13 protein-coding genes and 2 tRNA genes are annotated in these 21,973 nt (G+C 72.7%); 8 read left to right on the top strand and 7 right to left on the bottom strand.

Annotated features, from left to right (window positions below; all coding sequences use genetic code 11):
* Nucleotides 1-48 precede the first annotated feature (48 nt).
* Nucleotides 49-726: an HAD family hydrolase gene (locus RWK90_RS11945; protein WP_314037849.1), complete on the top strand. Its 678-nt coding sequence runs from the start codon at nucleotides 49-51 to the stop codon at nucleotides 724-726.
* 1,415 nt (nucleotides 727-2,141) lie between these two features.
* Here RWK90_RS11945 and RWK90_RS11940 read toward each other — a convergent pair.
* Complete coding sequence (locus RWK90_RS11940; protein ID WP_314037995.1) at nucleotides 2,142-3,449, bottom strand: MFS transporter; 1,308 nt, start codon at nucleotides 3,447-3,449, stop codon at nucleotides 2,142-2,144.
* 222 nt (nucleotides 3,450-3,671) lie between these two features.
* Here RWK90_RS11940 and cmrA point away from each other — a divergent pair, with 222 nt between their 5' ends.
* The 3 genes from cmrA (at nucleotide 3,672) to RWK90_RS11925 (ending at nucleotide 5,355) form a co-directional block, all read left to right on the top strand.
* The gene (gene cmrA / locus RWK90_RS11935) at nucleotides 3,672-4,493 is read left to right on the top strand and encodes a mycolate reductase (RefSeq protein WP_314037848.1); all 822 of its coding nucleotides are present in this window, start codon (nucleotides 3,672-3,674) and stop codon (nucleotides 4,491-4,493) included.
* A gap of 46 nt (nucleotides 4,494-4,539) precedes the next feature.
* A complete protein-coding gene (gene orn / locus RWK90_RS11930; RefSeq protein WP_314037847.1) occupies nucleotides 4,540-5,208 on the top strand; it encodes an oligoribonuclease in 669 nt (222 codons plus the stop codon).
* A 74-nt stretch (nucleotides 5,209-5,282) separates the two neighbouring features.
* Nucleotides 5,283-5,355: transfer RNA gene (locus RWK90_RS11925), tRNA-His, on the top strand.
* Between the two features lie 74 nt (nucleotides 5,356-5,429).
* Here RWK90_RS11925 and RWK90_RS11920 read toward each other — a convergent pair.
* Entirely contained in the window at nucleotides 5,430-6,425 is a 996-nt protein-coding gene (locus RWK90_RS11920) for a DUF2804 domain-containing protein (protein WP_314037846.1), read from the bottom strand.
* 145 nt (nucleotides 6,426-6,570) lie between these two features.
* Here RWK90_RS11920 and RWK90_RS11915 point away from each other — a divergent pair, with 145 nt between their 5' ends.
* Complete coding sequence (locus RWK90_RS11915; RefSeq protein WP_314037845.1) at nucleotides 6,571-7,551, top strand: cation:proton antiporter; 981 nt, start codon at nucleotides 6,571-6,573, stop codon at nucleotides 7,549-7,551.
* Here RWK90_RS11915 and RWK90_RS11910 read toward each other — a convergent pair.
* A complete protein-coding gene (locus RWK90_RS11910; RefSeq protein WP_314037844.1) occupies nucleotides 7,548-8,780 on the bottom strand; it encodes an Ig-like domain-containing protein in 1,233 nt (410 codons plus the stop codon). The genes RWK90_RS11915 and RWK90_RS11910 overlap by 4 nt on opposite strands.
* Before the next feature lie 236 nt (nucleotides 8,781-9,016).
* Here RWK90_RS11910 and RWK90_RS11905 point away from each other — a divergent pair.
* Nucleotides 9,017-9,089, top strand: a tRNA-Lys gene (locus RWK90_RS11905).
* A 267-nt stretch (nucleotides 9,090-9,356) separates the two neighbouring features.
* Here RWK90_RS11905 and RWK90_RS11900 read toward each other — a convergent pair.
* Nucleotides 9,357-9,632: a DUF3618 domain-containing protein gene (locus tag RWK90_RS11900; protein WP_314037843.1), complete on the bottom strand. Its 276-nt coding sequence runs from the start codon at nucleotides 9,630-9,632 to the stop codon at nucleotides 9,357-9,359.
* A 148-nt stretch (nucleotides 9,633-9,780) separates the two neighbouring features.
* On the opposite strand from RWK90_RS11900, the gene RWK90_RS11895 reads away from it, so the two are divergent.
* Together RWK90_RS11895 and RWK90_RS11890 are read left to right on the top strand one after the other, a co-directional pair.
* Nucleotides 9,781-10,287, top strand: coding sequence for a peroxiredoxin (locus RWK90_RS11895; RefSeq protein WP_314037842.1), 507 nt, complete (start codon nucleotides 9,781-9,783; stop codon nucleotides 10,285-10,287).
* Between the two features lie 7 nt (nucleotides 10,288-10,294).
* A complete protein-coding gene (locus RWK90_RS11890; protein WP_314037841.1) occupies nucleotides 10,295-11,041 on the top strand; it encodes a TetR/AcrR family transcriptional regulator in 747 nt (248 codons plus the stop codon).
* 36 nt (nucleotides 11,042-11,077) lie between these two features.
* Here the strand turns inward: RWK90_RS11890 and RWK90_RS11885 are convergent, their stop codons facing one another.
* The 3 genes from RWK90_RS11885 to RWK90_RS11875 all read right to left on the bottom strand — a co-directional run bounded on the left by RWK90_RS11885 (nucleotide 11,078) and on the right by RWK90_RS11875 (nucleotide 21,923).
* Nucleotides 11,078-11,629: a holo-ACP synthase gene (locus tag RWK90_RS11885; RefSeq protein ID WP_396230330.1), complete on the bottom strand. Its 552-nt coding sequence runs from the start codon at nucleotides 11,627-11,629 to the stop codon at nucleotides 11,078-11,080.
* Nucleotides 11,626-21,054, bottom strand: coding sequence for a polyketide synthase (locus RWK90_RS11880; RefSeq protein ID WP_314037839.1), 9,429 nt, complete (start codon nucleotides 21,052-21,054; stop codon nucleotides 11,626-11,628). The genes RWK90_RS11885 and RWK90_RS11880 overlap by 4 nt, the downstream gene beginning before the upstream one ends.
* Before the next feature lie 293 nt (nucleotides 21,055-21,347).
* Nucleotides 21,348-21,923: a hypothetical protein gene (locus tag RWK90_RS11875; protein ID WP_314037838.1), complete on the bottom strand. Its 576-nt coding sequence runs from the start codon at nucleotides 21,921-21,923 to the stop codon at nucleotides 21,348-21,350.
* Nucleotides 21,924-21,973 lie beyond the last annotated feature (50 nt).

Below are 21,973 nucleotides of genomic sequence, written 5' to 3'. Positions count from 1 at the left end.
GGTGGTGAACGGTTGCCACGCCGGGCGGTGCACGGCACCGTCGGGGGCATGACCTCTCAGCGCGCGCTCCTGCTCGACGTCGACGGCACCCTGGTCGACTCCACCTACGTCCACGTGTGGACGTGGGTCCGCGCACTGGCAGAGGCCGGCGCGCCGGTGCCGTTCGTGCACGTCCACCGCCGAATCGGTAAGGACGGTTCCACGATCGTGGACGAATTGCTCGATATCGCGGGGGTCGACGACGACGAGGACCGCGACCGCATCGCGGGCCGGGCGAAGGACCTGCACGGTGAGTACTACGCGGAACAGGCGGGGTCGCTCCGGATCCTCCCCGGGGCCCGCGAACTCGTGCGCGGCGCCAAGGAGCGCGGGTGGATCACGGTGCTGGCCACGTCGGCGCCGCCGTCCGAGTTCTCCCGGGCCCGCGAGTTGCTCGACATAGACGAGGTCGTGGACGCCGTGACCACCGGTGAGGATGTCGACCAGGCCAAACCGGATCCGACGATCGTGGCGATCGCCCTGGAGCGCTCGGGCGTCGAGGCCGCCGATGCGGTGATGGTCGGCGACGCAACGTGGGACGCGATCGCGGCGACCAAGCTGGGCATCCGCTCGGTGGCCGTGCGCACGGGCGGGATCGGCGACTCGGAGCTGCGGGACGCCGGGTTCGCCGAGATCGTCGACGACGCAGCGGCGGTGCTGGAGCTCCTCGAGTCCGGCCGTCTCTGATCCGTCGAGCAGCCATTCGCCCGGGGCCCGCGCCCGCGTCCGGCCGCATCGCCCGGGCCGGGACCCAGCCCCGTGTCCGCCCGGACCCAGCCCGTCCCGTGTCCGCCCGTATCCGACCCGTCCCGCGCGTCGGCGTTCGCCGCGCCAGCCGCCATCGCTCCGGCGTCCATCGCGCCAGCACACCCACCCCCCAGATGCGCTGCCTCTGTGACCTACGCTGCCCGGATGCTCGTTGACCCGGCACCTGCGCTGGCGAAATGGACCACTCCGCCAGCGCGAGCCCGCGAGGCAGCGTAAGTAACGGCACTCGCGCTGGCTCCGCGCACACCCCGGCCGCGGCCGCCCCCCGAACCGCGGGTCGCCGCGAGGCCAGGGGCAGGCCGCGAGCTCTACGCGGACCAGCCGCCCGCCCAGCGCTCGCCAGCATCCAGCCCGTCCCGCGCGCCGGCGTTCATCGCGCCAGCCGCCATCGCTCCGGCGTCCATCGCGCCAGCACACCCACCCCCCAGATGCGCTGCCTCTGTGACCTACGCTGCCCGAATGCTCGTTGACCCGGCCCCAGCGCTGGCTAAATGGACAACCCCGACAGCGCGAGCCCGCGAGGCAGAGTAAGTAACGGCACTCGCGCTGGCTCCGCGCACACCCCGGCCGCGGCCGCCCCCCGAACCGCGGGTCGCCGCGAGGCCAGGGGCAGGCCGCGAGCTCTACGCGGACCAGCCGCCCGCCCAGCGCTCGCCCGCCTCCAGCCCGTCCCGCGCGCCGGCGTTCTCCGCGCCAGCCGCCATCGCTCCGGCGTCCATCGCGCCAGCACACCCACCCCCCAGATGCGCTGCCTCTGTGACCTACGCTGCCCGAATGCTCGTTGACCCGGCCCCTGCGCTGGCGAAATGGACCACCCCGCCAGCGCGAGCCCGCGAGGCAGCGTAAGTAACGGCACTCGCGCTGGCTCCGCGCACTCCCCGGCCGCGGCCGCCCCCGAACTGCGGGTCGCCGGGAGGCCAGGGGCAGGCCGCGAGCCCTACGCGGACCAGCCGCCCGCCCAGCGCCCGCCCGCATTCAGCCCGTCCCGCGCGCCGGCGTTCGCCGCGCCAGCCGCCACCGCGCCGGCGTTCATCGCGCCAGCACACCCACCCCTCAGATGCGCTGCGTCTATGACTTACGCTGCCCGGATGCTCGCTGACCCGGCACCTGCGCTGGCGAATTGGACCACCCCGCCAGCGCGAGCCCGCGAGGCAGCGTAAGTAACGGCACTCGCGCTGGCTCCGAGCACACCCGGGCCGTCCGCAGCGCCCAGACCCCTGCGCTGAGGACCCGCGGTGGGCGATCCGCCGATCAGCCGCCCGCGGACCGCGACAGCCCCCCGAACCGCCAGCCCTCCCCGCGCGCGCCGGGAGGCCAGGGGAAGTCCGCGAGCCCTACGCGGACCAGCCGCCCGAGGTCTCGGCGCGGGTCGGCGTCCGCACCGGCAGCAACAGGAGCAGTCCCGCCGCGAGCACCAGGCCGATACCCGCGATGCCCGCGCGGTCGGTGGCGAACGCCCAGGTGAAGAGCCCGAACAGTGCGGGGGCGAGGAACGAGACCGCACGCCCCGTGGTGGCGTAGAGGCCGAACATCTGACCGTCACTCCCGGCCGGGGCGAGCCTGGCCAGGAACGACCGCGACGCCGACTGCGCCGGCCCCACGAACAGGCACATGAGCAGACCGAAGACCCAGAACATCGCGGGGCCCTCGACGAACAGCAGCACGGTCATGGTCGCGATCATCGCCACCAGCGAGCCGATGATCACCGTCTTGGGGCCGACCCTGTCGTCGACTAGGCCCGCGGCCGCCGCCCCCAGCGCCGCCACCACGTTGGCGGCCACCCCGAAGACGAGGACGTCCCCCGGCGCCAACCCGTACACCGTCACGGCCAGGATCGCCCCGAACGTGAACACCCCCGCGAGCCCGTCCCGGAAGATCGCGCTCGCGATCAGAAACTTCACGGTGCGGGGGTCCCGCCTCCACAGATGTTTCAGATCGGCCCAGAGGATGCGGTACGACTCGACGAAGCCGGGCTCGTCGTCGTCGACCTCTCCCGCGCGCCCTCCCCCGGCCGCCCCGCCGGACGGGCGGTGTTCGGGCACCTTCCGCAGCACCGGCAGAGCGAAGAGCGCGAACCACACGGCCGCGAGCAGACACACCAGCCGCACGTTCATGCCGCCGTCGGTGGTGATGCCCAGCAGCCCCCGCTCCGGGCCGTCACCCGCGATGAACCCGAGGAAGGCGCCGAGCAACAGGAAGATCCCGCCGAAGTAGCCCATCGCCCAACCGAAGCCCGACACCCGGCCGACCGTCGACGGCGTCGAGACCTGGCGCAGCATCGAGAAGTACGCGACCTCACCGAACTCGAACGTGATGGACCCCACCGCCAGCAGGACCAGTCCGACGAAGAACCACGGGTAGGGCGCATCGGCGTCGACGAAGAACATCAGCGCCGTGAGCAGCACCGTCGCGTACGTCCAGATCGCCAGGGACCGCCGGCGGCGGCCGCCCCGGTCGGCCCGCTGGCCCATCACCGGCGCCGTGAGCGCGATGACCAGACCCGCCACCGCGATCGAGACCGAGAGCCACGTCGCGGGAGACAGCGGCCCGTCGAGGCCCGCGCCCACGGAGTCGGTGAGATAGACAGAGAAGACGAATGTCACGATCACCGCGTTGAACGCCGCCGACCCCCAGTCCCACATCCCCCACGCCAGAACCTGCCCGCGCGGGGTGCGCGCCGGGACGTCCCCCGGCAGCCGGGACGGGTTCTCAACAGGTACCGGCGACCCGGTGCTCTTCGACTGGTTCACATCCGTCACGCTATCCGCCCGCCCCGACAGTGAGGTCCACGTCGTCGATCGGGCGCGGCGGCCCGGCCGGTACGCTCAGCCTCGGCCCGCCCGCCCGCAGCCCCGAGGAGCACCATGTCACTGCCCACGCCCACCACGTCGAACCGAGCGGTCGTCACCGGCGCCTCCTCCGGGATCGGCATGGCGCTGGCCACCGAGCTGGCCCGGCGTGGGCACTCGCTGATCGTGGTGGCCCGCAGCGAGGGCATCCTGCGCAACCTCAAGACCCGGCTCGAGGCCGAGTACGGCGTGAGCGTCGAGGTCAGCCCCTGCGACCTGGGCAACCCCGCCGAACGCCAGCCGCTCCTCGACGAGCTGGCCGGACGGGAGATCTCCATCCTCTGCAACAACGCGGGCATCGCGACCTTCGGCCCGGTCGCCGACCTGGATCCCGCGTACGAGAAGCAGCAGGTACAGGTCAACGCCGTGGCGTGCCACGACCTCGTCCTGGCCGTGCTGCCCGGCATGGTCCAGCGGCGCGCGGGCGCGATCCTCAACGTCGGCTCGGCCGCCGGCAACATGCCGATCCCCAACAACGCCACCTACGCCGCCACCAAGGCGTTCCTCAACACGTTCTCCGAGTCCCTGCGCGGCGAACTCAAGGGCACCGGCGTCAACGTCACGCTCCTCGCCCCCGGCCCCGTGCGGACCGAGGAGATCGCCGAGGAGGACAAGACCTTCGTCGACCGACTGGTCCCCGATCGCCTGTGGGTGGACACCGAGTACACCGCCCGGGTCTCGCTCGACGCGCTCGCCCGCAACAAGATGCGCATCGTCCCCGGCCCCCTCAGCCAGGCCATGTCCGTCGCCGGCAACTACACCCCCCGCGGGCTCATGGCCCCGATCGTCGGCAGGTTCTACGCCAAGCTCGGAGAGGGCCAGCAGGGCGGAGCCTGATCCACCGCCGGCGGGCCCGGCGAACCTGCGGCGATATAGTCGAGTGATGCCCGAGCCGACCTCCGCCGAGACCCCTGCCCCGACGTCCTCCCCGACGCCCCACCAGGAGTCCAAGAACGACCGCATCGTCTGGATCGACTGCGAGATGACCGGCCTCGACCTCTCGAACGACCGGCTGGTGGAGATCGCCGCCCTCGTGACCGATTCAGAGCTCAACGTGCTCGGCGACGGCATCGACATCGTCATCCACGCCGACGACGCCGCGCTCGACGCCATGGTCCCCGTCGTGCGCGACATGCACGCCTCCTCCGGCCTGACCGAGGAGATCCGGAAGTCGACGGTCACGGTCGCCGAAGCCGAGAAGCAGGTCCTCGACTACATCCGCGAGTGGGTGCCCGTAGCCGGGTCCGCTCCCCTGGCCGGAAACTCGATCGGCACCGACCGCGGGTTCCTCGCCCGCGACATGCCCGAACTCAACTCCTACCTGCACTACCGGATGATCGACGTCAGCTCCATCAAGGAGCTGTGCCGCCGCTGGTACCCGCGGATCTACTTCGGCCAGCCCGAGAAGGGCATGTCCCATCGCGCCCTGGCCGACATCAAGGAATCGATCCGCGAGCTGCAGTACTACCGCGCCACCGCGTTCGTCCCGCAGCCCGGCCCGACCAGCGACGAGGTCAAGAAGGCCGCCGCCCAGTTGCCCCCGGTCGAGTAGGCGCCACCTGGCGATTTCCCGGTGGGGCCACCTAGGGGGTAAAGTCGTCAGCGCTGTCCGCGAGGGCAGCGGTGGTGGCTGTAGTTCAGCTGGTAGAGCACCAGATTGTGATTCTGGTTGTCGCGGGTTCGAGTCCCGTCAGCCACCCCGACCGCGATGGCGGGTGACGTGCACTTCGGTGCGGGTCGCCCGCCATTCGCCATTTGGCGGTGCGTCGGGGGTCACCACCGGTTGCGGGACTGCTCCGCCCACCCCACCAGGCCGTCGAGCGAGACCTCGGAGCCGTCGTCCAACACTCCCCTGCCGTGCCAGGTGCCGAACGCCTGATGCGTGCGCACCGCCAGCACGCCGAGTTCGGTGATGTCGCGGCGCAGATGGAACGGCGTGAGCGTGGCGTCCACCCGCTCGCCCTCCACTCGCCAGGGCGCGGACGGGACGGAGACATCGTAGCTCCAGCGCAGGTCCTCGCCGATCTTGTGCATCCGGCCGTCGACGAGGATCCCGTTCTCCGTGGACCCGGTCCCGTCCGTCCACTTCCCGCCGACCTGCAGCGCCCGCGTCGAGCCGTCGACGACCCCGCTGCCGGCGCCCCAGTTCCACGTCGTGGCGTACCGCCAGCGCCCCCGCCCACGGTCCAGCACCGCCCAGCCGGTGCCGAGGTCATGCGTGGCGCCGTCCAGTGTCACCGTCCCCGTGACGGGATTCGCCAGATCCTTGAGCGTGTACTGGAACCGGCCCGCACTCCACGGGACCACCACCGCGAGACAGTCATGCCCCGGGCGGCCCACCTCCAGATCGATCCGCAGACCCCGCGCCCGCACACGGATGGAGGTGCAGTCCTCGTCGTCGTCGTCGTCGACCTCGATGGCCACCCGGCCCCCACCCACGCCCGCCGACGCGCGCACCGACCCGTCGCCCGGCTCGTCGCCGAACCCCAGCCGGTGCATCGGCCGGACGCCCCCGCGCACCGTCTCCCGCCCCGTGGCGCGGTCCAGGACGTACACCGCACAGTTCGACAGGTAGTCCAGCCCCGCGACCGTCAGGCCCACCACGAAGCGATCAGAGACCACTCCCCAGTACTCCCACCGCTTGGTGCGCCCCCAGCCGCCGATGTGCGTCCGGTGCAGGGGGCGCCGGGACCAGCCCACGGCGTCCGGGGCGAGCTTGCGGCCGTGGGCCAGGTCGACGGGTCGGGAGATCTCGCGCTCGAGTGTCACGCGATCACTGTCGCACGACCGGGCCACGCCGCGACCCCGCGGGCACGGGCCGAGCCCGGCGACACACCGCGATGGGCCGATGCGGATGCGGGCCGAGAGAGGGGCGACCTAGGGTGCGGGTGATCCGACCTACCAGGAGGGACCGTTGCCGACACTCGATCTGCTGCTCCTGGTCGTGGTCCTGCCCGCGATGGCCCTGGTCTCCACCGGGCTGGCCATGTGGGCCCTGGGCATCCCGTTCGCCCTCGCCCTGCTGCTGGGCACCGCCATCTGCCCCACCGACCCCGTCCTGGCGTCGGCGGCGGTGACCGGCGACCCCGCCGAGGAGGACCTGCCCGAACACGACCGCCAGCTGCTGTCGTTGGAATCCGGGGCGAACGACGGACTCGCGCTGCCCCTCGTCCTGGTCGCCCTGGCCGTGGCCACTCCGCTCACGGCCGGACAGGTCGCCACTGAAGCCCTCTGGCAGATCGGGGCAGCCCTGGTGGTGGGCGTGGTCGGCGGTGTCGCCGCCGCGAAGGCCCTGCACCTCGCCGAGCGACACCACGACACCGAGAAGGGGGCCATGCTCATGTACACCCTGCTGCTGGCGATCCTCGTCCTCGGCGTGTCCGGGCTGATCGAGGCCAACGGGGTGTTCGCGTCCTTCGTCGCCGGACTCGCGTTCAACCTTGCCAGCTCCGGCTCCGAACGCAAGACGGAGGTGGAGATCGACGAGGCCGTCAACCAGTTCGCGGTTCTGCCGTTCTTCCTCGCCCTGGGGGCGATGATCCCGTGGGGCACCTGGGCAGAGCTCGGCTGGGGCGCCGTGTGGCTCACGGTCGGCGTCCTGGTCCTGCGTCGACCGCCGCTGGTGTTCGCCGTGATGAAGCCCCTCGGCCTGGGCGTGCGCGACGCCGCCTACCACGGCTGGTTCGGCCCCGTGGGAGTGGCCGCAGTGTTCTACCTGACCGAAGAGGCCAGCCGAGCGGGAGCGGACCCCGTGCTGCTCGGCGCGGGAACGCTCGTCGTGGTGGCGAGCACCGTTGCGCACGGCGTCTCCGCCGCCCCCGGCCGCGCCCTCTTCCGTGCCGCAGCCGAGCGCGGGCGGGCGACGACCTCGTCGTCGTCGCCGTCGTCGTCCTAGGCCGCGCCGCGGTCGGCGTTACCGGCCTTCCACGTCTCCCACGGCACGTTCCAGTCGCCCAGGCCGTCCCAACCCGGCAGCGTGTCCCCCACGGTGCCGGTGACCTCGAAGATGTCGCCGCGCTTGGCGTTGTCGTAGAACCACTTGGCGTCCGCCGTGGTGACGTTGAGGCACCCGTGGCTGGTGTTCTGGCTTCCCTGCGCCCACACCGACCACGGCGCCGCGTGCAGGAAGATGCCGCTGTAGGACATGCGCGTCGCGTACTGCACCGGGGTGCGGTAGCCCTCCGCCGAGTCGACCGCCACACCGTACGTCGACGAGTCCATGATCATCGACGCGTGCTTCTCACCGATCACGTACGTGCCGTTGGGGGTCGGGGTGGCGTCCTTGCCCATCGAGGTGGGCATCGTCTTGATGACCTCACCGTTGCGCTCGACCGTGATCATCTTGGTGGAGTCGTCGACCCGCGAGATCACCGCGTCACCGATCTGGAAGTTGCTGCGGGCGTCCTGCTGGCCGTACATGCCGCCGCCCAGGTCCTCGCCGTAGATGTCCACGTGCACGTCGATCGTGGTGCCCGGCGTCCAGTACTCGGCCGGCCGCCACCGCACCTCCTGATTTGAGACCCAGTAGAATGCGCCCTCGACCGCCGGCTCGGTCGTGATGTGGATGTTCTCCTGGGCCGCGCGACGATCCGCGATCGGCTCGTCGAACATCACGGCGACCGGCTGCCCGATGCCCACGACCGAACCCTCGCCCGTGGTGAGGTACGCCGCGGTCATGATCGAGGGGGTCAGGGTGGTGAACGTGGAGTTCTTGCGGGTGACCAGGCCGGCCTCGTCGGTGGCGGAGGACTCGACGGTGTACTGCCTGCCGTATCCCAGGTCCTCGGTGGTGCGCCACTCGGTGAACTCCGGGTTGAACTCGCCGCGGACCTGCACACCCTCGGGGTTGCGGACCACCACGGAGTCCAGTCTGCCATTCTCCGCCGTGAGGACGATCGGCTCGGCCGGGTTCGCGTCGGTGGCGCCGTCAGTCACCGACAGGTCGATCACCGCGGCGGGAGCGGCGGGCGCCTCGGCGGCCGCCGGCTCCTCCCCCGCGGTGTCACCGATGGTGCAGCCGGTGAGGACCAGCGCGCCGGTGAACACGACGGTCAGACCGAGACGGGCCTTGGACCGGACCCCGGTCGCTCGCCGCCCCGTCCGATCCGTTGTGCGCAGCTTCACTGATTGGCCCCTTCCGAACTCACTCTTCCACCGGGCGTGGCCACGACCGGGGGATGTCTACACCAGTATGCCTGCAGAGATGCCCGTGCTCCATATCGAAACCCCCCGCGCCGCCGGGTCGCCGGCATTGCCGTGTCACCGCGAACACCCCGCGTGACCTGGCGATTTCGTGATCCGGCCCGGCGGCTGTTACTGTTCTTCTCGCACCAAGCAAGGCCGCCAGGCCGGCGAGGCGAGCGCCATTAGCTCAATTGGCAGAGCAGCTGACTCTTAATCAGCGGGTTCGGGGTTCGAGTCCCTGATGGCGCACAGAACGGGTAAGCCCCGGGTCTCACGACCCGGGGCTTTTTCGTGTCCGCAGGGATGCCGGGTCCCCGGGATCGCGGCCCCAACGCCACGAGAGACCCTGCACGCGACGAGAGACGTTGCACGCCACGAAAGGCCCTGCACGCCACGAGAGACCCTGCGCGCAGACGAGAAGAGCGTTCCGCACCTGTCCCCGGTGGGGAGGTGCGGAACGCTCTTCTCGACGGGGCCGCGGCGGGCCGCGGCGGGCCGCGGCGGGCCGCGGCGGACTCAGAGGGCCCGACGCGCCGCCAGGTAGGCCTCGATGCGCTGCCGCTCCTTGCGCTTGTTCACCATGGACACCGTGACCCCGCCGACGACCAGCGCGGCGATCCCGCCGAGCACCGCCAGAACTCGCGGATCCCTGAGGGCCGCGGTCGCGCGCTCCTTGCCCTCGGTCGCGAGGTTCTTGGGGTTGACCCGGTCGATGATCTCGTCCAAGGTCGTCGCGAGATCGTCACGTGCCTTGGCGATATCGCCCTCGATGCTGTCGTAACTCCTGGACACGAGACCTCCGTCGATCGCTCGTCCGCGGGCGTCCCGCGGGTCTTGACCACGCCCACGCTACTGCACACCGACATGATCCGCGCCCGACCGCCGGTGCATCGGATAGGTTGGGAGGGTCCGACGCCCCGACTCGACCCCAGGAGCACCGGTGACCACACCACGGCTCGAGGTGGGCCAGCCGGCCCCCGCGTTCACCCTCCCCGACGCCGACGGGAACCCCACGTCGTTGCAGGACCTCCTCGCGGAGCACGGGAAGGTGCTCGTGTACGTCTACCCCGCCGCGATGACGCCGGGGTGCACGACCGAGACGGTGGACTTCGAGAACGCTCTCCAGCAGCTCCGCGACGCGGGCCTGGGCGTGGTCGGCGTCTCCCCCGACGCCCCGGAGAAACTGGCCCGGTTCCGCGACAAGCACGACATCACGTTCCCGCTCCTGTCGGACCCCGACAAGACAATGCTCACCGAGTGGGGCGCCTTCGGCGAGAAGAAGAACTACGGCAAGACCGTCATGGGCGTGATCCGCTCGACCTTCGTCGTGGAGGCCGACGGCACCATCTCGATGGCCCGGTACAACGTCCGCGCCAAGGGGCACGTGGCGATGATCGCCAAGCTGCTCGGCGTGGAGCTCCCCGAGCCGCAATCGGCGGAGGGCTGACCCACCCATGACAACCGACTCGTCCGAGCGCGCCCAGGGGCCGTCACGGGACACCTCCGACGAGGCCGTCCAGGACGAACCGAACATCCTCGTCCCCCGTCGCCGGCCGATCCAGGAACGCAGCCGCCGCAAGTTCCAGGCCCTGCTCTCGTCGGCCCGGGAGGTCCTGGTCGAGGTGGGCTTCGACTCGTTCACGTGCGAGGAGGTGGCGTCGCGCGCGGGCGTGCCCATCGGGACGCTGTACCAGTTCTTCGCCAACAAGTACGTGTTGGTGTGCGAGCTCGACCGACAGGACGCGCACGGGGTCATCGAGGAGGTCGAGCGCTTCGCGCAGAAGATCCCCGCACTGGACTGGCCGGAGCTGCTCAACGACTTCCTCGACCACCTGGCCGATCTGTGGCTACGCGATCCGTCGCGGCGCGCGGTGTGGTTGGCCACGCAGGCCACTCCGGCGACCCGCGCGACGGCCGCGGTCAACGAGCGCGAGATCGCGCGGATGATCGCCAGCGTCCTGGCACCTCTCATGCCCGCCACGGAGCGGGAGCGGCGCGCGTTCATGGCCGAGGTCCTGGTCCACGTCGCGTACTCGATGCTGAACTTCTCGGTCAGCGCGGGCCCGGTGCCCGGCGGCGAGACGGGCGAGACCGGGGTCTCGGCGGGCGGCGAGGACATGCACGACGCGACCGTCACCGAACTCAAGCGGATGCTCACCGCCTACCTGTGGCTGGCGGAGAAGGAGGCCCAGGCCGACTGAGGCGGCCTCCTCCCGTCGGCGGGAGAGCGGGGGCGTCTACGCGGGCAGCCGGGCCTCGAGCACGACGAACGCGATCGCGGATCCGCCGTCGTGGCTGAGGGAGACGTTCCAGCGCGCGTCGTCGCCGAGGGTCGCGGCGATCTGTCGGGCCACCTCCCCGCCGAACCGCACCGTCGGCCGGCCCCAGGCGTCGCACAGTGTCTCGATGTCGGACCAGCGCAGCAGGTCGGGCGAGATGGGCGGGGGCGCGCCGTACAGCGCGGCGGACCACGCCTTGATGACCGCCTCCTTCGCGGCCCAGCGGGCGGCGAGGTGGCGGGCGAGCGGGTCCTCGTCGCGGCGGGGTGTCACCGCTCCGGGCGGTGTCGACGACGCCGTCGGGCGCGGCGACAACGCGGGCGATGACGATGACGACGACGAGAACCCGCCCACCGGGGCGGCCCCGCGCGCCTCGGCGCGTTCACGACACTGCCTCCGCTCGGCGGCCGAGAACGCCCGCGTGAGCCGGGTCCCCGGTTCGGCCAGAGACGCGGCGAAGGCGCCGAGGTCGACGATGTCGACCCCGACGCCTCTCACCCCGTGCGTCACCGTCCGGTGGCCTCCGCGGGGGCCACCCCGGCGGAGAGGACGCCGTCGGCGTCCACGCGCGCGGCCGGATCGAGCAGGACCGCGGCCTCGCGCTCCTTGACCTCGTCGGCCGTGCCCTCGCCGAGGCGGCGGGCCTCGGGCCGGGTGTAGAGCGCCTCGCCACCGTAGATGGCGTCGGTGAGGCGACGGGCGCCCTCGCGCTCGCGGCGCTGACCGGCCTCGCGGATGCGCTCGGCCTCGTCGGCGCCGAACTCGGCGGCGACGGCCCGGTGGAAGGCCTCCGGGTGCGTCACGGCGATGAGCCCGGACACGTGCCCGAAGCCCAGCGAGGTGAGCAGTCCGGCCTTGAGCGGCAGGTCACCGCCCAGCTGCAGGGTCTCGCGCAGCCACACCAGGTGCCGGTGCCGGTCCAGGACGTCGTCCACGCAGTCGAGCGCCCGGTTGGGCGGCAGGGTGCCCGACCGCAGCATCTGGGTGAGCCCGATGAGCTGGAACGCCGCGGCGCCGCCCTTGGCGTGGCCGGTGAGCGTCTTCTGCGACACCACGAACAGCGGGTTGCCCTGGGACCGCCCGATCGACGCGGCGAGCCGCTCGTGCAGGTCCGACTCGTTGGGGTCGTTGGCCTTGGTCGAGGTGTCGTGCTTGCTCACCACCGCCACGTCGTCGGCGGTGAGGCCGAGCGCCGCGAGCCCGCGGGCCAGCGGCGAGCGCGAACCGCCACGACCGGCACCGAGGGCACCCAGCCCGGGGGCCGGGATGGAGGTGTGCGCACCGTCGGCGTAGGAACCGGCCCACGCGACCACGCCCTGGACGGGCAGGCCCATGCGTGCGGCGACGTCACCGCGCGCCAGCAGGATGGTGCCGCCGCCCTGCGACTCGACGAACCCGCCACGTCGCCGGTCGTTGGCCCGGCTGTAGTGACGCTCGTCGATCCCCTTGGCCGCCATGGCCGCGGAGTCGGCGGTGGCGGACATGTCGGCGAAGCCCTGGATGCCCTCGATGGACAGGTCGTCGAACCCGCCCGCCACGACGAACTCGGCCTTGCCGGCGCGGATCTTGTCGAAGCCCTCCTCGACGCTCACCGCGGTGGTGGCGCAGGCCGCCACCGGGTGGACCATCGAGCCGTAGCCGCCGACGTAGGACTGCATGACGTGCGCGGCCACCACGTTGGGCAGCGCCTCCTGCAGCGTGTCGTTCGCGCGACTGCGGCCCAGCAGGCCGTCGACGTAGAGCGACCGCATGCTCGTCATGCCGCCCATGCCGGTGCCCTGGGTGTTGGCGACGTCGGCCGGGTGGACGTGGGCCAGCAGCTCCGCCGGGGTGAAGCCCGAGGAGATGAAGGCGTCCACCGTGGCGACGAGGTTCCAGGCGGCGACCCGGTCGATGCCCGAGACCATGTCCGCCGGGATGCCCCACGCGGTGGGGTCGAACCCGGTCGGGATCTGCCCGCCGACCACGCGGGTGAGCGTGGTGCGACGCGGGACGCGGATCTCGGTACCGGCCTTGCGGGTGACGGTCCACTCGCCGTCCTCGCTCTGCGTGACCACCGTGTTCTCGGGGTCGTCGGCGAGGTAGGCGCGGGCCTGGGCCTCGTCGTCCACGACGAAGGACAGGTCCTCCGGCAGGAACACCGAGGTCAGCTGCGGCGCGGTGTTGGAGAACATCTCGGCGCGGGTGTCGTCGGCGTACGTACGCACGCCGACCCGGGCCAGGACCTCGTCGCGGAACCGCTCGGCGATGTCCGCCTCGTCGATCGCCTCGCCGGTGGCCGTGACGGTCCAGCCGGCGCGCGGCGAGTCCTCCCACGTGATGAGCCCGGTCGACCAGGCCAGTTCGACCACGCCGGCGGCGGTGAGGTCGCCGGTGGTCTCCACCTCGAAGCGGGTACGGGCGCTGCCGTAGGGGCCGACCTCGCCGGCGCCCACGATCACGACCATGTCCTCGAGCGACTGCGTGACCTCGCCCCACTCGGGGCGCTCGTCGGTCGCGACGGTCGGCAGCGAGGGCAGCGCGGCGATGGTGCCGGTGGTGTCCTCGTCCGAGCCGGACGACGCGGCGGCGGGGCGGTCCGCGGCGAGCGCGGCCATGTCCAGGTCCGCGGTGCCGAGGCCTCCGGTGAGGTCCACGGTGACCGGCTCGGAGTCGGCCGCCTCGCGGAACTCGGGCGTGCACCAGCGCAGCAGTTCGCCGGCGATCCCGTCGGTCGACCACGTGGACACGCCCGCGGCCTCGACGGCCTCGACGAGCGGGTCGTTGTGGCCCATGAGCCCGGTGCCGCGGACCCAGCCGATGATCGCGTGGATGAACGTCACCCGCTGCGACCAGGCCTTCTCCGAGCCCCACTTGGCGATCATGGCGTCGAGGGCGGCCTTGGACTCGCCGTAGGCGCCGTCACCGCCGAAGATGCCGCGGTTGGGCGAGCCCGGCAGGACCACGTGCAGGCGGGAGTCGACGTCGGTGTCGGCGCCGATCGCGCCCAGCCCGGCGACGAGCTTCTCCACGCTCCACAGCAGGACGCGCATCTCGGTCTCGGCCCGGGGGCCGGCGTCGGCCATCGAGCCCTGGACGCGCGGCGCGGCGAACGGGAACAGCAGCGTCGGCGTGAGCGCCGGCTTGAGCACGGTGGTCTGGCCACCGGCCGACTCCGAGTGCTCCGAGCCGACCCACTCCACGAGCGCGTCGACGTCCGAGTAGGAGGTCATGTTGGCGGGCAGGACCCACAGCGCCGCGCCGCCACGGGCGTGGGAGCGGTAGAGGTCCTTGAAGAACGCCAGTTTGGCCTGGTCGAGGCTCGACGTGGTGGCCACGACCGTGGCGCCACCCGCCAGGAGGCGACCGGTGACCGCGGCGGCGATGGAACCCTTGCCGGCGCCGGTGACGACGGCGACGTCGCCCGCGTACTCGCCGACGAACTCCTCGGCCGCGCGCTCGGAGATCTCCAGGTAGGTCGCGGCGAGGGCGTCGCGCCGGGCGTCGGTCGCCCGGGCCGCCCACCAGCGGGCCTGCTCGGCGACGATCTCACCGGCGCCGCGGAAGGCCTCCGCGGTGTCGGCGGGCACGTCCGAGGCGGTCCAGAGGCGGGCCAGGTCCTCGCGGGCCGAGGCCCAGCGGTCGTCCAGCAGGACGGCGCGGCCGGCGTCGAAGGCCGGGGCCACGACGCGTCGCCAGTCGGTGCCCAGCTCGGCGGCGACGAGGTCGGCGAGCTCGGAGTCCGGGTCGGCGTCGGCCAGCAGGTCCACGGCTTCCGGCTCGAGATGTCCGAGGCGGGTGAGCAGGCCACGGGCCGCCTCCGCCAGGACACCGTCGCGACCGGTGAGCTCGTCGGCGAACTCGGTCAGTGCGGCGGAGTCGACGACCCCGCCACCACCGGCGCCCGAGGAGGGCATGGCCACGGACACGCCGTGGGCGGCGCCGACCGCCTGGACGGCCGCGTCGATGAGGGCGTCGAGTCCGGCGACGTCCTTGACGCCCGAGGCGTCGAGGGTCGCGAGGTCGCCCCCGCGGATCGAGGCGCCCTCACGGGTGCCCAGCGCGATCTCGGCGGTCACGTGGTGGGCCCAGCCGGTGCCGAGCTCCCACGCGCCGGTCACGCGCTCGGTGATGTAGGCCGCGCGCTTGCCGGTGCGGCCCAGGACGGCACGGAGGGCCTCGCCGACCGCGTCCGACAGGACGGGGCCGAACGGGGCGTAGCCGCGGGCCAGGCGCGAGACCTGGTCGGCCAGGGTCGGGAAGTCCGCCTCGGCCGCGCCGTCGATGGCGCCCAGGCTCAGCTCGGTGCCCAGGTCCAGCAGCAGCTGGTTGCGGCGCGACGACACGCCGTCGCACAGCGTCTCGATGGAGTCGCCCGCGGCGATCTGCTCGGGACGGACCTTGGTGCGCAGCGCCACCAGCATGCGGGTGGCGGCGGGCGCGCCGAAGTCCAGGTCGTCCGGGCGGGGCGCGCCGGGGGCGGCGGCCGGGGCCGCGGTGGTCTCGACCGCGGTCGAGGATCGGTCCGCACCGGCCGTGCCGGGGGTGTTGACGGCCGGTGCGGGGTCTGTGGGGGCCGCCTGGTCGGCGGCCGGAGTGGTCCCGGTGGCGTCCACCGGGTCGTCGTCGACCTCCACGCTGGGCGGCAGGGTGCCGTACAGCGTCGCCGAGTCGCGCTCGACGTTGATCACCTGGGCGCGCGGCCCGCGGTGGGTGAGCAGGTCGAGGGTCTTGGAGGCGAGGTTCGCCACGGTCGGGGCGTTGGCCACGCCGACCTCGATGAACTGCTCGACGCCGAGCCCGCCGCGCTCGATCGGCGTGAACAGCAGCTCCTGGGTCTCGATCCAGCGGACCGGGCTCGCGAACTGCCAGGCCAGCAGCTCCACCAGGAGCAGACGACCCAGGCGGGTGGGCGTGGCGGCCCACGCGTCCCAGTTCGCGAGCACCTCGGCGAGGGACTCGGCGGGCACGAGGTCGGCGATCTCCTGCACGAAGTCCCGCTCGAGGCTGAACAGGCGCGGCACGAGGTTCGGGATGTAGCGGCCGACCAGCACGTCGATGTCGATGTCGTGCGGGATCAGCGCGTCGAGGGTGGCCCGGAAGTCGGGCACTCCCCCGCGCAGGACCGTGGAGTGGAACGGCACGTCGATGCCCGGCACCAGGATGAAGGCGTTCTTGCCGCCCGAGCGCTCGAGCTCGCGGTTCACGGCCTTCTCCAGTGCGGCGCAGCCGGCGACGGTGCCGGCCAGGGCGTACTGCGAGCCGGCGAGGTTGTAGTTCACGATCTCGATGAACTCGCCGGACTCGCGGGCCACGTCGGCGACCCACGCCCCGATCTCGTCGTCCGAGATCCCCATCTGCGACGGGCGGATCGCGGCCATCCGGTAGTCCGAGCGGCCCTCCTCGTCACGCGGGACCAGCTGGTGCATGGTCGATCCGCGCTGGAAGACGATCTCCAGCAGCGGCTCGAGCTCCAGCACGCCGGAGATGGCGGCCAGGGCGTCGTACTCACCGATCGAGTGGCCGGCGAAGTAGGCGTCGTCGATGAGCAGGCCGTCGGCCTCGAGCTCGGCCCGCTGCGCCACCGCGAGGCACGCCATGGCGACCTGGGTGAACTGCGTCAGGTAGAGCACGCCGTCGGGGTGCTTGTGGACGGTGCCGCGGACGGTCACCTCGGTGGGGTTGTCGCGGGCGATCGCGAGGATCGAGAAGCCCAGGGCCTCGCGGGTGTGCTTGTCGGCACGGTCCCAGATCGCGCGGGCGGCGGGGCACCGGTTCCGACCCTCCATGCCCATCCCCTTGGCCTGGATGCCCTGGCCGGGGAAGGCGTAGACGGTGCGCGGGGCCTCGGTCAGCGCGGTGGCGGCCAGGACGGTGGCGCCGTCGACCGTGCAGGTGACCTCGAGGACCTGACCGCCGGCGTGGCGACCGGTCTGGACGGCGCGGACCGAGATGTGGTCGCCCGGGCGGACCGGGGCGAGCATGCGGGCGGTCCAGCCGGCGATGCGCAGCGCGGGGGTCCGGCCGTCGGAGGCCTGGACCGCGTGCTGGGCGGCGGCCGACAGCCACATGCCGTGCACGATCACGCCACCCAGCCCGGCCAGCTCGGCCGCGGTGTCGGAGACGTGGATCGGGTTGTGGTCACCGGAGACCAGCGCGAACGCGGTCATGTCGTGCGGCGCGGTGAGGGTGGTGGCCACGCGCTGCTGGCGGGTGGTCTCCGCGGGCGTGGCGGTGCCGCCGGCCGCGGTGACCAGCGCGCCACCGGCCGGGCGGGGGTCGCCGACCTCGGCGCCGCCCGTGCGGCCGCGGATGGCGAACCGCTCGGACAGGGTGCACAGCGGGGTGCGGGTGCCATCGGGGCCGACCGTGGCGACCTCCACGGAGACCTCCACGACGCGACCCAGATCGGTGTCGCGGACGCCGCCGGACCGGGCGACGACGACGAGGTCGGTCGTGGTCCGGGGCAGCGCCGCGTGCATGCGGATGCCGTGGTCCAGGTGCACGAGGTCGAGCAGTCCCTCGACGACGGTGCCGGTGCCGCGCGGGCGACGTGTCGCGCCGAGCACGGCGAAGACGGCGGGCCACGCGGCGCCCACGAGGGCGTCCGGGACGCCGGCGGAGGGCGCGAGCGAGGTGGGCAGGCTGCCGGCGGTGACGCCGGTGTGGTCCGTGGCCAGGGTCGGCTCGAAGGTGAAGCGGGCCGTGGCGGCACCGTCGGTGACCTCGGGCAGCGCCTCGATCACGGTGCCACCCGCTCCCCCGCGGCCGACGCCGGCGGCGGTGGACAGCAGGGTCCGCATGGCGGACTCGGCGGCCTCGTCGCTGACGACGGGGGCGGCGCCGGTGGCGACGGACTCGCCCACGGTGATCGAGATGGTCATCTCGGCGGGCCCGATGGGCAGCGTGAGGTCGACGGTCCGGCCGTCGGCATCCGGGGTGAGCACGGCACCCGAGACGGGGTGGCGACCGACGCCGTCGGCGTCGATCTCCCAGGCGTGGAGCACGCCCAAGCGGTGGACCGGGTTCACGACGAGGCGGCCGGCCCAGGTGACGTCGGGGCTGTTGAGCACGTCGGCGACGGGCCCGGTGGCGGTGGTGACGACGCCGCGGCGACGGCTCGACACCGCCTCGGTGCCGGGCAGGTAGCCGCGGACGCGGTCCGCGGTGGCGGCCTCGAAGCGGTCGAGCAGTTCGCCGACCGGCTCGTCGACGCGGGTGATGCCGGCCACGGCGGTGGTGCCGGGGATGACGCACACGGCGTCGGCGTCGTAGCGCGGGTCGTGCGCCTGCCACAGGGAGTCGGAACGCCACCAGCGGCGCACGTCGCCGTCGACGACGGGGACGAACGGGACGGGCTTGCCGGGCATGCGGCAGATGTCGAGGAACTCGGCGGCGTCGGCGGGGTGGAGGACGGCGGTGCCGAGCTCCGGGTAGCGCGCGGCGAGGGTCTCGATCACCTCGGCGGGGCGCTCCATCGACTCCACGCGGGGGAAGGCGGAGCGGATGCGGCCGGTGTCGGCGGCGTCGAGGCGGGCCTCGGTCCGCTGGACCATGCGGTGGAAGCGATCGCGGATGGTGGGGTCGAGCCACACCGAGCGGGTACCGGCGGCGACGTCGCCACCGAAGTCCGCGCCGAGGTCGAAACCGTCCCCCTCGCGGGCGACGGTGCCGTCGGCGTCGGCGCCGGCGGCGAGGGAGAGCTCGACGAAGCGGCGCAGCCACTGCTCGTAGGTCATCGTGTCGAGGTCGCCGAAGTACGGCTTGGCGGTGCCGTTGATGGCCTCGATGATCTCGGAGCGGCGGGCGGCCACGGCCTCGGCGTCGCCGGCGACCTCGTCGAGGAGACGGCCGGTCCGTGCGGCGGTGTTGTCGATCTCGTGGATGTCCGCACCCAGCTGGCTGCGGCCGGAGGCCATGCCCCCGTCGGCCTGGCCGGCGCCCACCCAGGCGTCGACGCCGACGGTGTCGACGAGCAGCTGCTTGACCTGGGGGCTGGTGGTGGCCTCGAGGGTCGCCATGGCGGCGGTGCCGACGAGGATGCCGTCGACCGGCATGGCCGGGTAGCCGTGGTCGTTGGCCCACGAACCGGTGAGGTAGTCGGCGGCCCGCTCGGGGGTGCCGATGCCGCCACCGACGCACAGGACGACGTTCGGGCGCTCGCGCAGCTCACCGTAGGTCGACAGCAGGAGCGCGTCGAGGTCCTCCCACGAGTGGTGGCCGCCGGCGCGGCCGCCCTCGACCTGGACGATGACGGGCATGTGCGGGACCTCCGCGGCGATCCGCACGACCTGGCGGATCTGCGCGACGGTGCCCGGCTTGAAGCTGACGTGGCGCAGCCCGGCCTCGGTGAGCTCCTCGATGAGGGCGACCGATTCGTCGAGCTCGGGGATACCGGCGGTGACGATCACGCCGTCGAAGGGGATGCCCGCGGCGCGGGCGCGCTGGACGAGGCGCTTGCCGCCGACCTGCATCTTCCACAGGTACGGGTCGAGGAACAGCGAGTTGAACTGGGCGCTACGGCCGGGCTCGAGCAGCTCGGCCAGGCGGCGGGTGTTCTCGGCGAAGATCGCCTCGGAGACCTGACCACCACCGGCGAGCTCGGCCCAGTGACCGGCGTTGGCCGCGGCGGCGACGATCTCGGGGTCCACGGTGGTGGGCGTCATGCCGGCCAGCAGGATCGGCGAACGCCCGGTGAGGCGGGTGAAGGAGGTCTCCACGTGGACGCTGCCGTCGGGCAGGGTGATGAGCTGCGGCTGGAACGCGGTCCACGGCCGCTCGATGGGCGGGGTGGCGCCCGGGGTGAAGAGGTTGCGCAGGCCGCCGCGGGTGGCGGCGGGGACGACGCCCACGCCCTGGCCGCGGACCACCGAGCGGTTGAGGCGGGTCAGCGCCTCGCCGGGGCCCATGTCGAGGATCCACTGGGCACCGGAGTGCAGGGCCTCGGCCATCTCCTCGACCCAGTCGACCGATTCGATGAAGACCTGGCGAGCCAGGTGCACGGCGCGCTCGGTGTCGAGGTCACAGGCGCGGGCCCAGCGGGCCACGATGTCGACCGCCGGCGCCATGGCCGGGTGGTGGAAGCCGACCTCCACGTCGAGCGGGTCGAAGACGGGGGCGAAGACCTCGCCGCCGGTGAGCTTGGCCTCGCGGCGGCGACGGGACTCGGCCTCGAGGTCGGCGCAGTGACGGCGCAGTTCCTCGAGGTCGTCCGGACGGCCCACGACGACGTGGCGGCGCTGCGCGTTGCGGATCGAGACCGAGGGACGGATTGAGGCGTCGAGCCCGGAGAACAGCTCGTCGACGAGCGAGCGGAGGGTCTCGCCGTCGATCCCGGAGACTCCGACCATGGGGCTGGCCTCGCCGCGACGGAACAGGCCCACACGCCGCCCGACGAGGGTGGCGGCGGCACCGATCAGCTCGGCGACGGCGAGCAGCCGGTCGTCGATCGAACCGAAGGTCTCCACCGACTCGACGGCCAGGATGCCCTGCGAGTGGCCGACGACGGCCGCCGGCGTGGTGTCGTTCACGTCGAAGCCCTCGGCGGCGAGAGCGCGCAGCGCACCGATCTGGGTGAGCAGCACCGCAGGCAGCGACACGGCCGCGGCGGAGAGCGAGGCGTCGTCGGGCAGATCCGCGCCGTCCTCGTCCTCACCCGTGGTGGTGTTGGCCCACTCGATCGGCCGGAAACCGTGCGTACGCACGACCGCGATCTCGTCGTGGACCGGCTCGGTCAGCGCGACGGAGGCGTCGACGAGGTCCTGGAGCTCCGGCCCGATCCCGGTGCCGTCGATGAGGTCGCTGAGCGCGTCGCGCCAGGCGATGCCCTGTCCTCCGAAGGCGAGCGCGTAGGCCGTACCCTCGCGGAGCTCGTCCGCCAGGGCACGCGCGGCGGCACGCGCCGCGAACCCGGTCTCGAGCGGGCGGGGGGTGAGGTCGCGGTCGTCGATCGTCACGTGTGGAACTCCTTGGCACTGCGTCAGGGTCATCGCCGAAATCGGTGTGCGGTTTCGGCGCAGCGCACAGATTGCCACACGAAGTTGAGGCGGGCCTCAGATTGAGGGGGTACGACCGACCGATTCGGGGGGTCCGGCCCCCGGCCGCCGGGTGATCCCCACCACAGAAATACCTGACGCGGCCCTCATATCCTCAGGTGAGGCCAGCCTCAGGTTTTCAGATCGCGGCGTTACCCAATCGTTATCTTGTTCTCAGCGGGTCTGGGCGCGGTCCCGGCGTGTCGCTGCCGGGCTCACGCGCCGCAGCGCAGTGCTTCCATCTGCCGCGCGCCCAGGCCCGCGACCGGACACAGTTCCGCGGCCAGCCGGCGCGGGCCCGAGGACCACTCGACGTGGGCTGTGCGAACCGGCTGGCCGACCGCCACCGTGACCAGGCCGCCAAGCCCGGGTAGCTCCTCCGCGCCCAGCGCACCCGCGCCCACCGTCTCCACGGCGACGACCTCGGCCACGGAGGCGGCCCCGGGCGCGGGGATGAGGCGCAGCTGGATCCGGTGCCCGTCGAACGCCCCGACCCAGGCGGCGAAGGTGCCGGTGCCGTCCGTCCGCAGGTCGAGTGTGTAACCGTGGGCGAACCACGACCCGGTCTCGCGCACGACGTCGGACGGCGAGAGGACCGCCGGCGCGATGACGGGGGCCACGTCGCCGCCGGCGGTGAGGCCCACCCGCTCCACCACGACGGGAGCGGCCGGCCCGAGCGGCCCGGCCCCGGGCGGCGCGGCCGCCACCGACGCCCCACCGGCCGTGATCGTCACGAGCGCCGCGGCGACGAGCAGCCGATTCGCGGTCTGTGCTCCTAAACCGTGCCTCATGGGATTACCCTAATCACACCAGCCACGTGTTCGAGTACCCGACTTGCGTC

This window comes from Dietzia sp. CH92 (assembly GCF_032248695.1).
Lineage (GTDB): Bacteria > Actinomycetota > Actinomycetes > Mycobacteriales > Mycobacteriaceae > Dietzia.
This window is presented reverse-complemented; position numbering and strand designations above follow the sequence as displayed.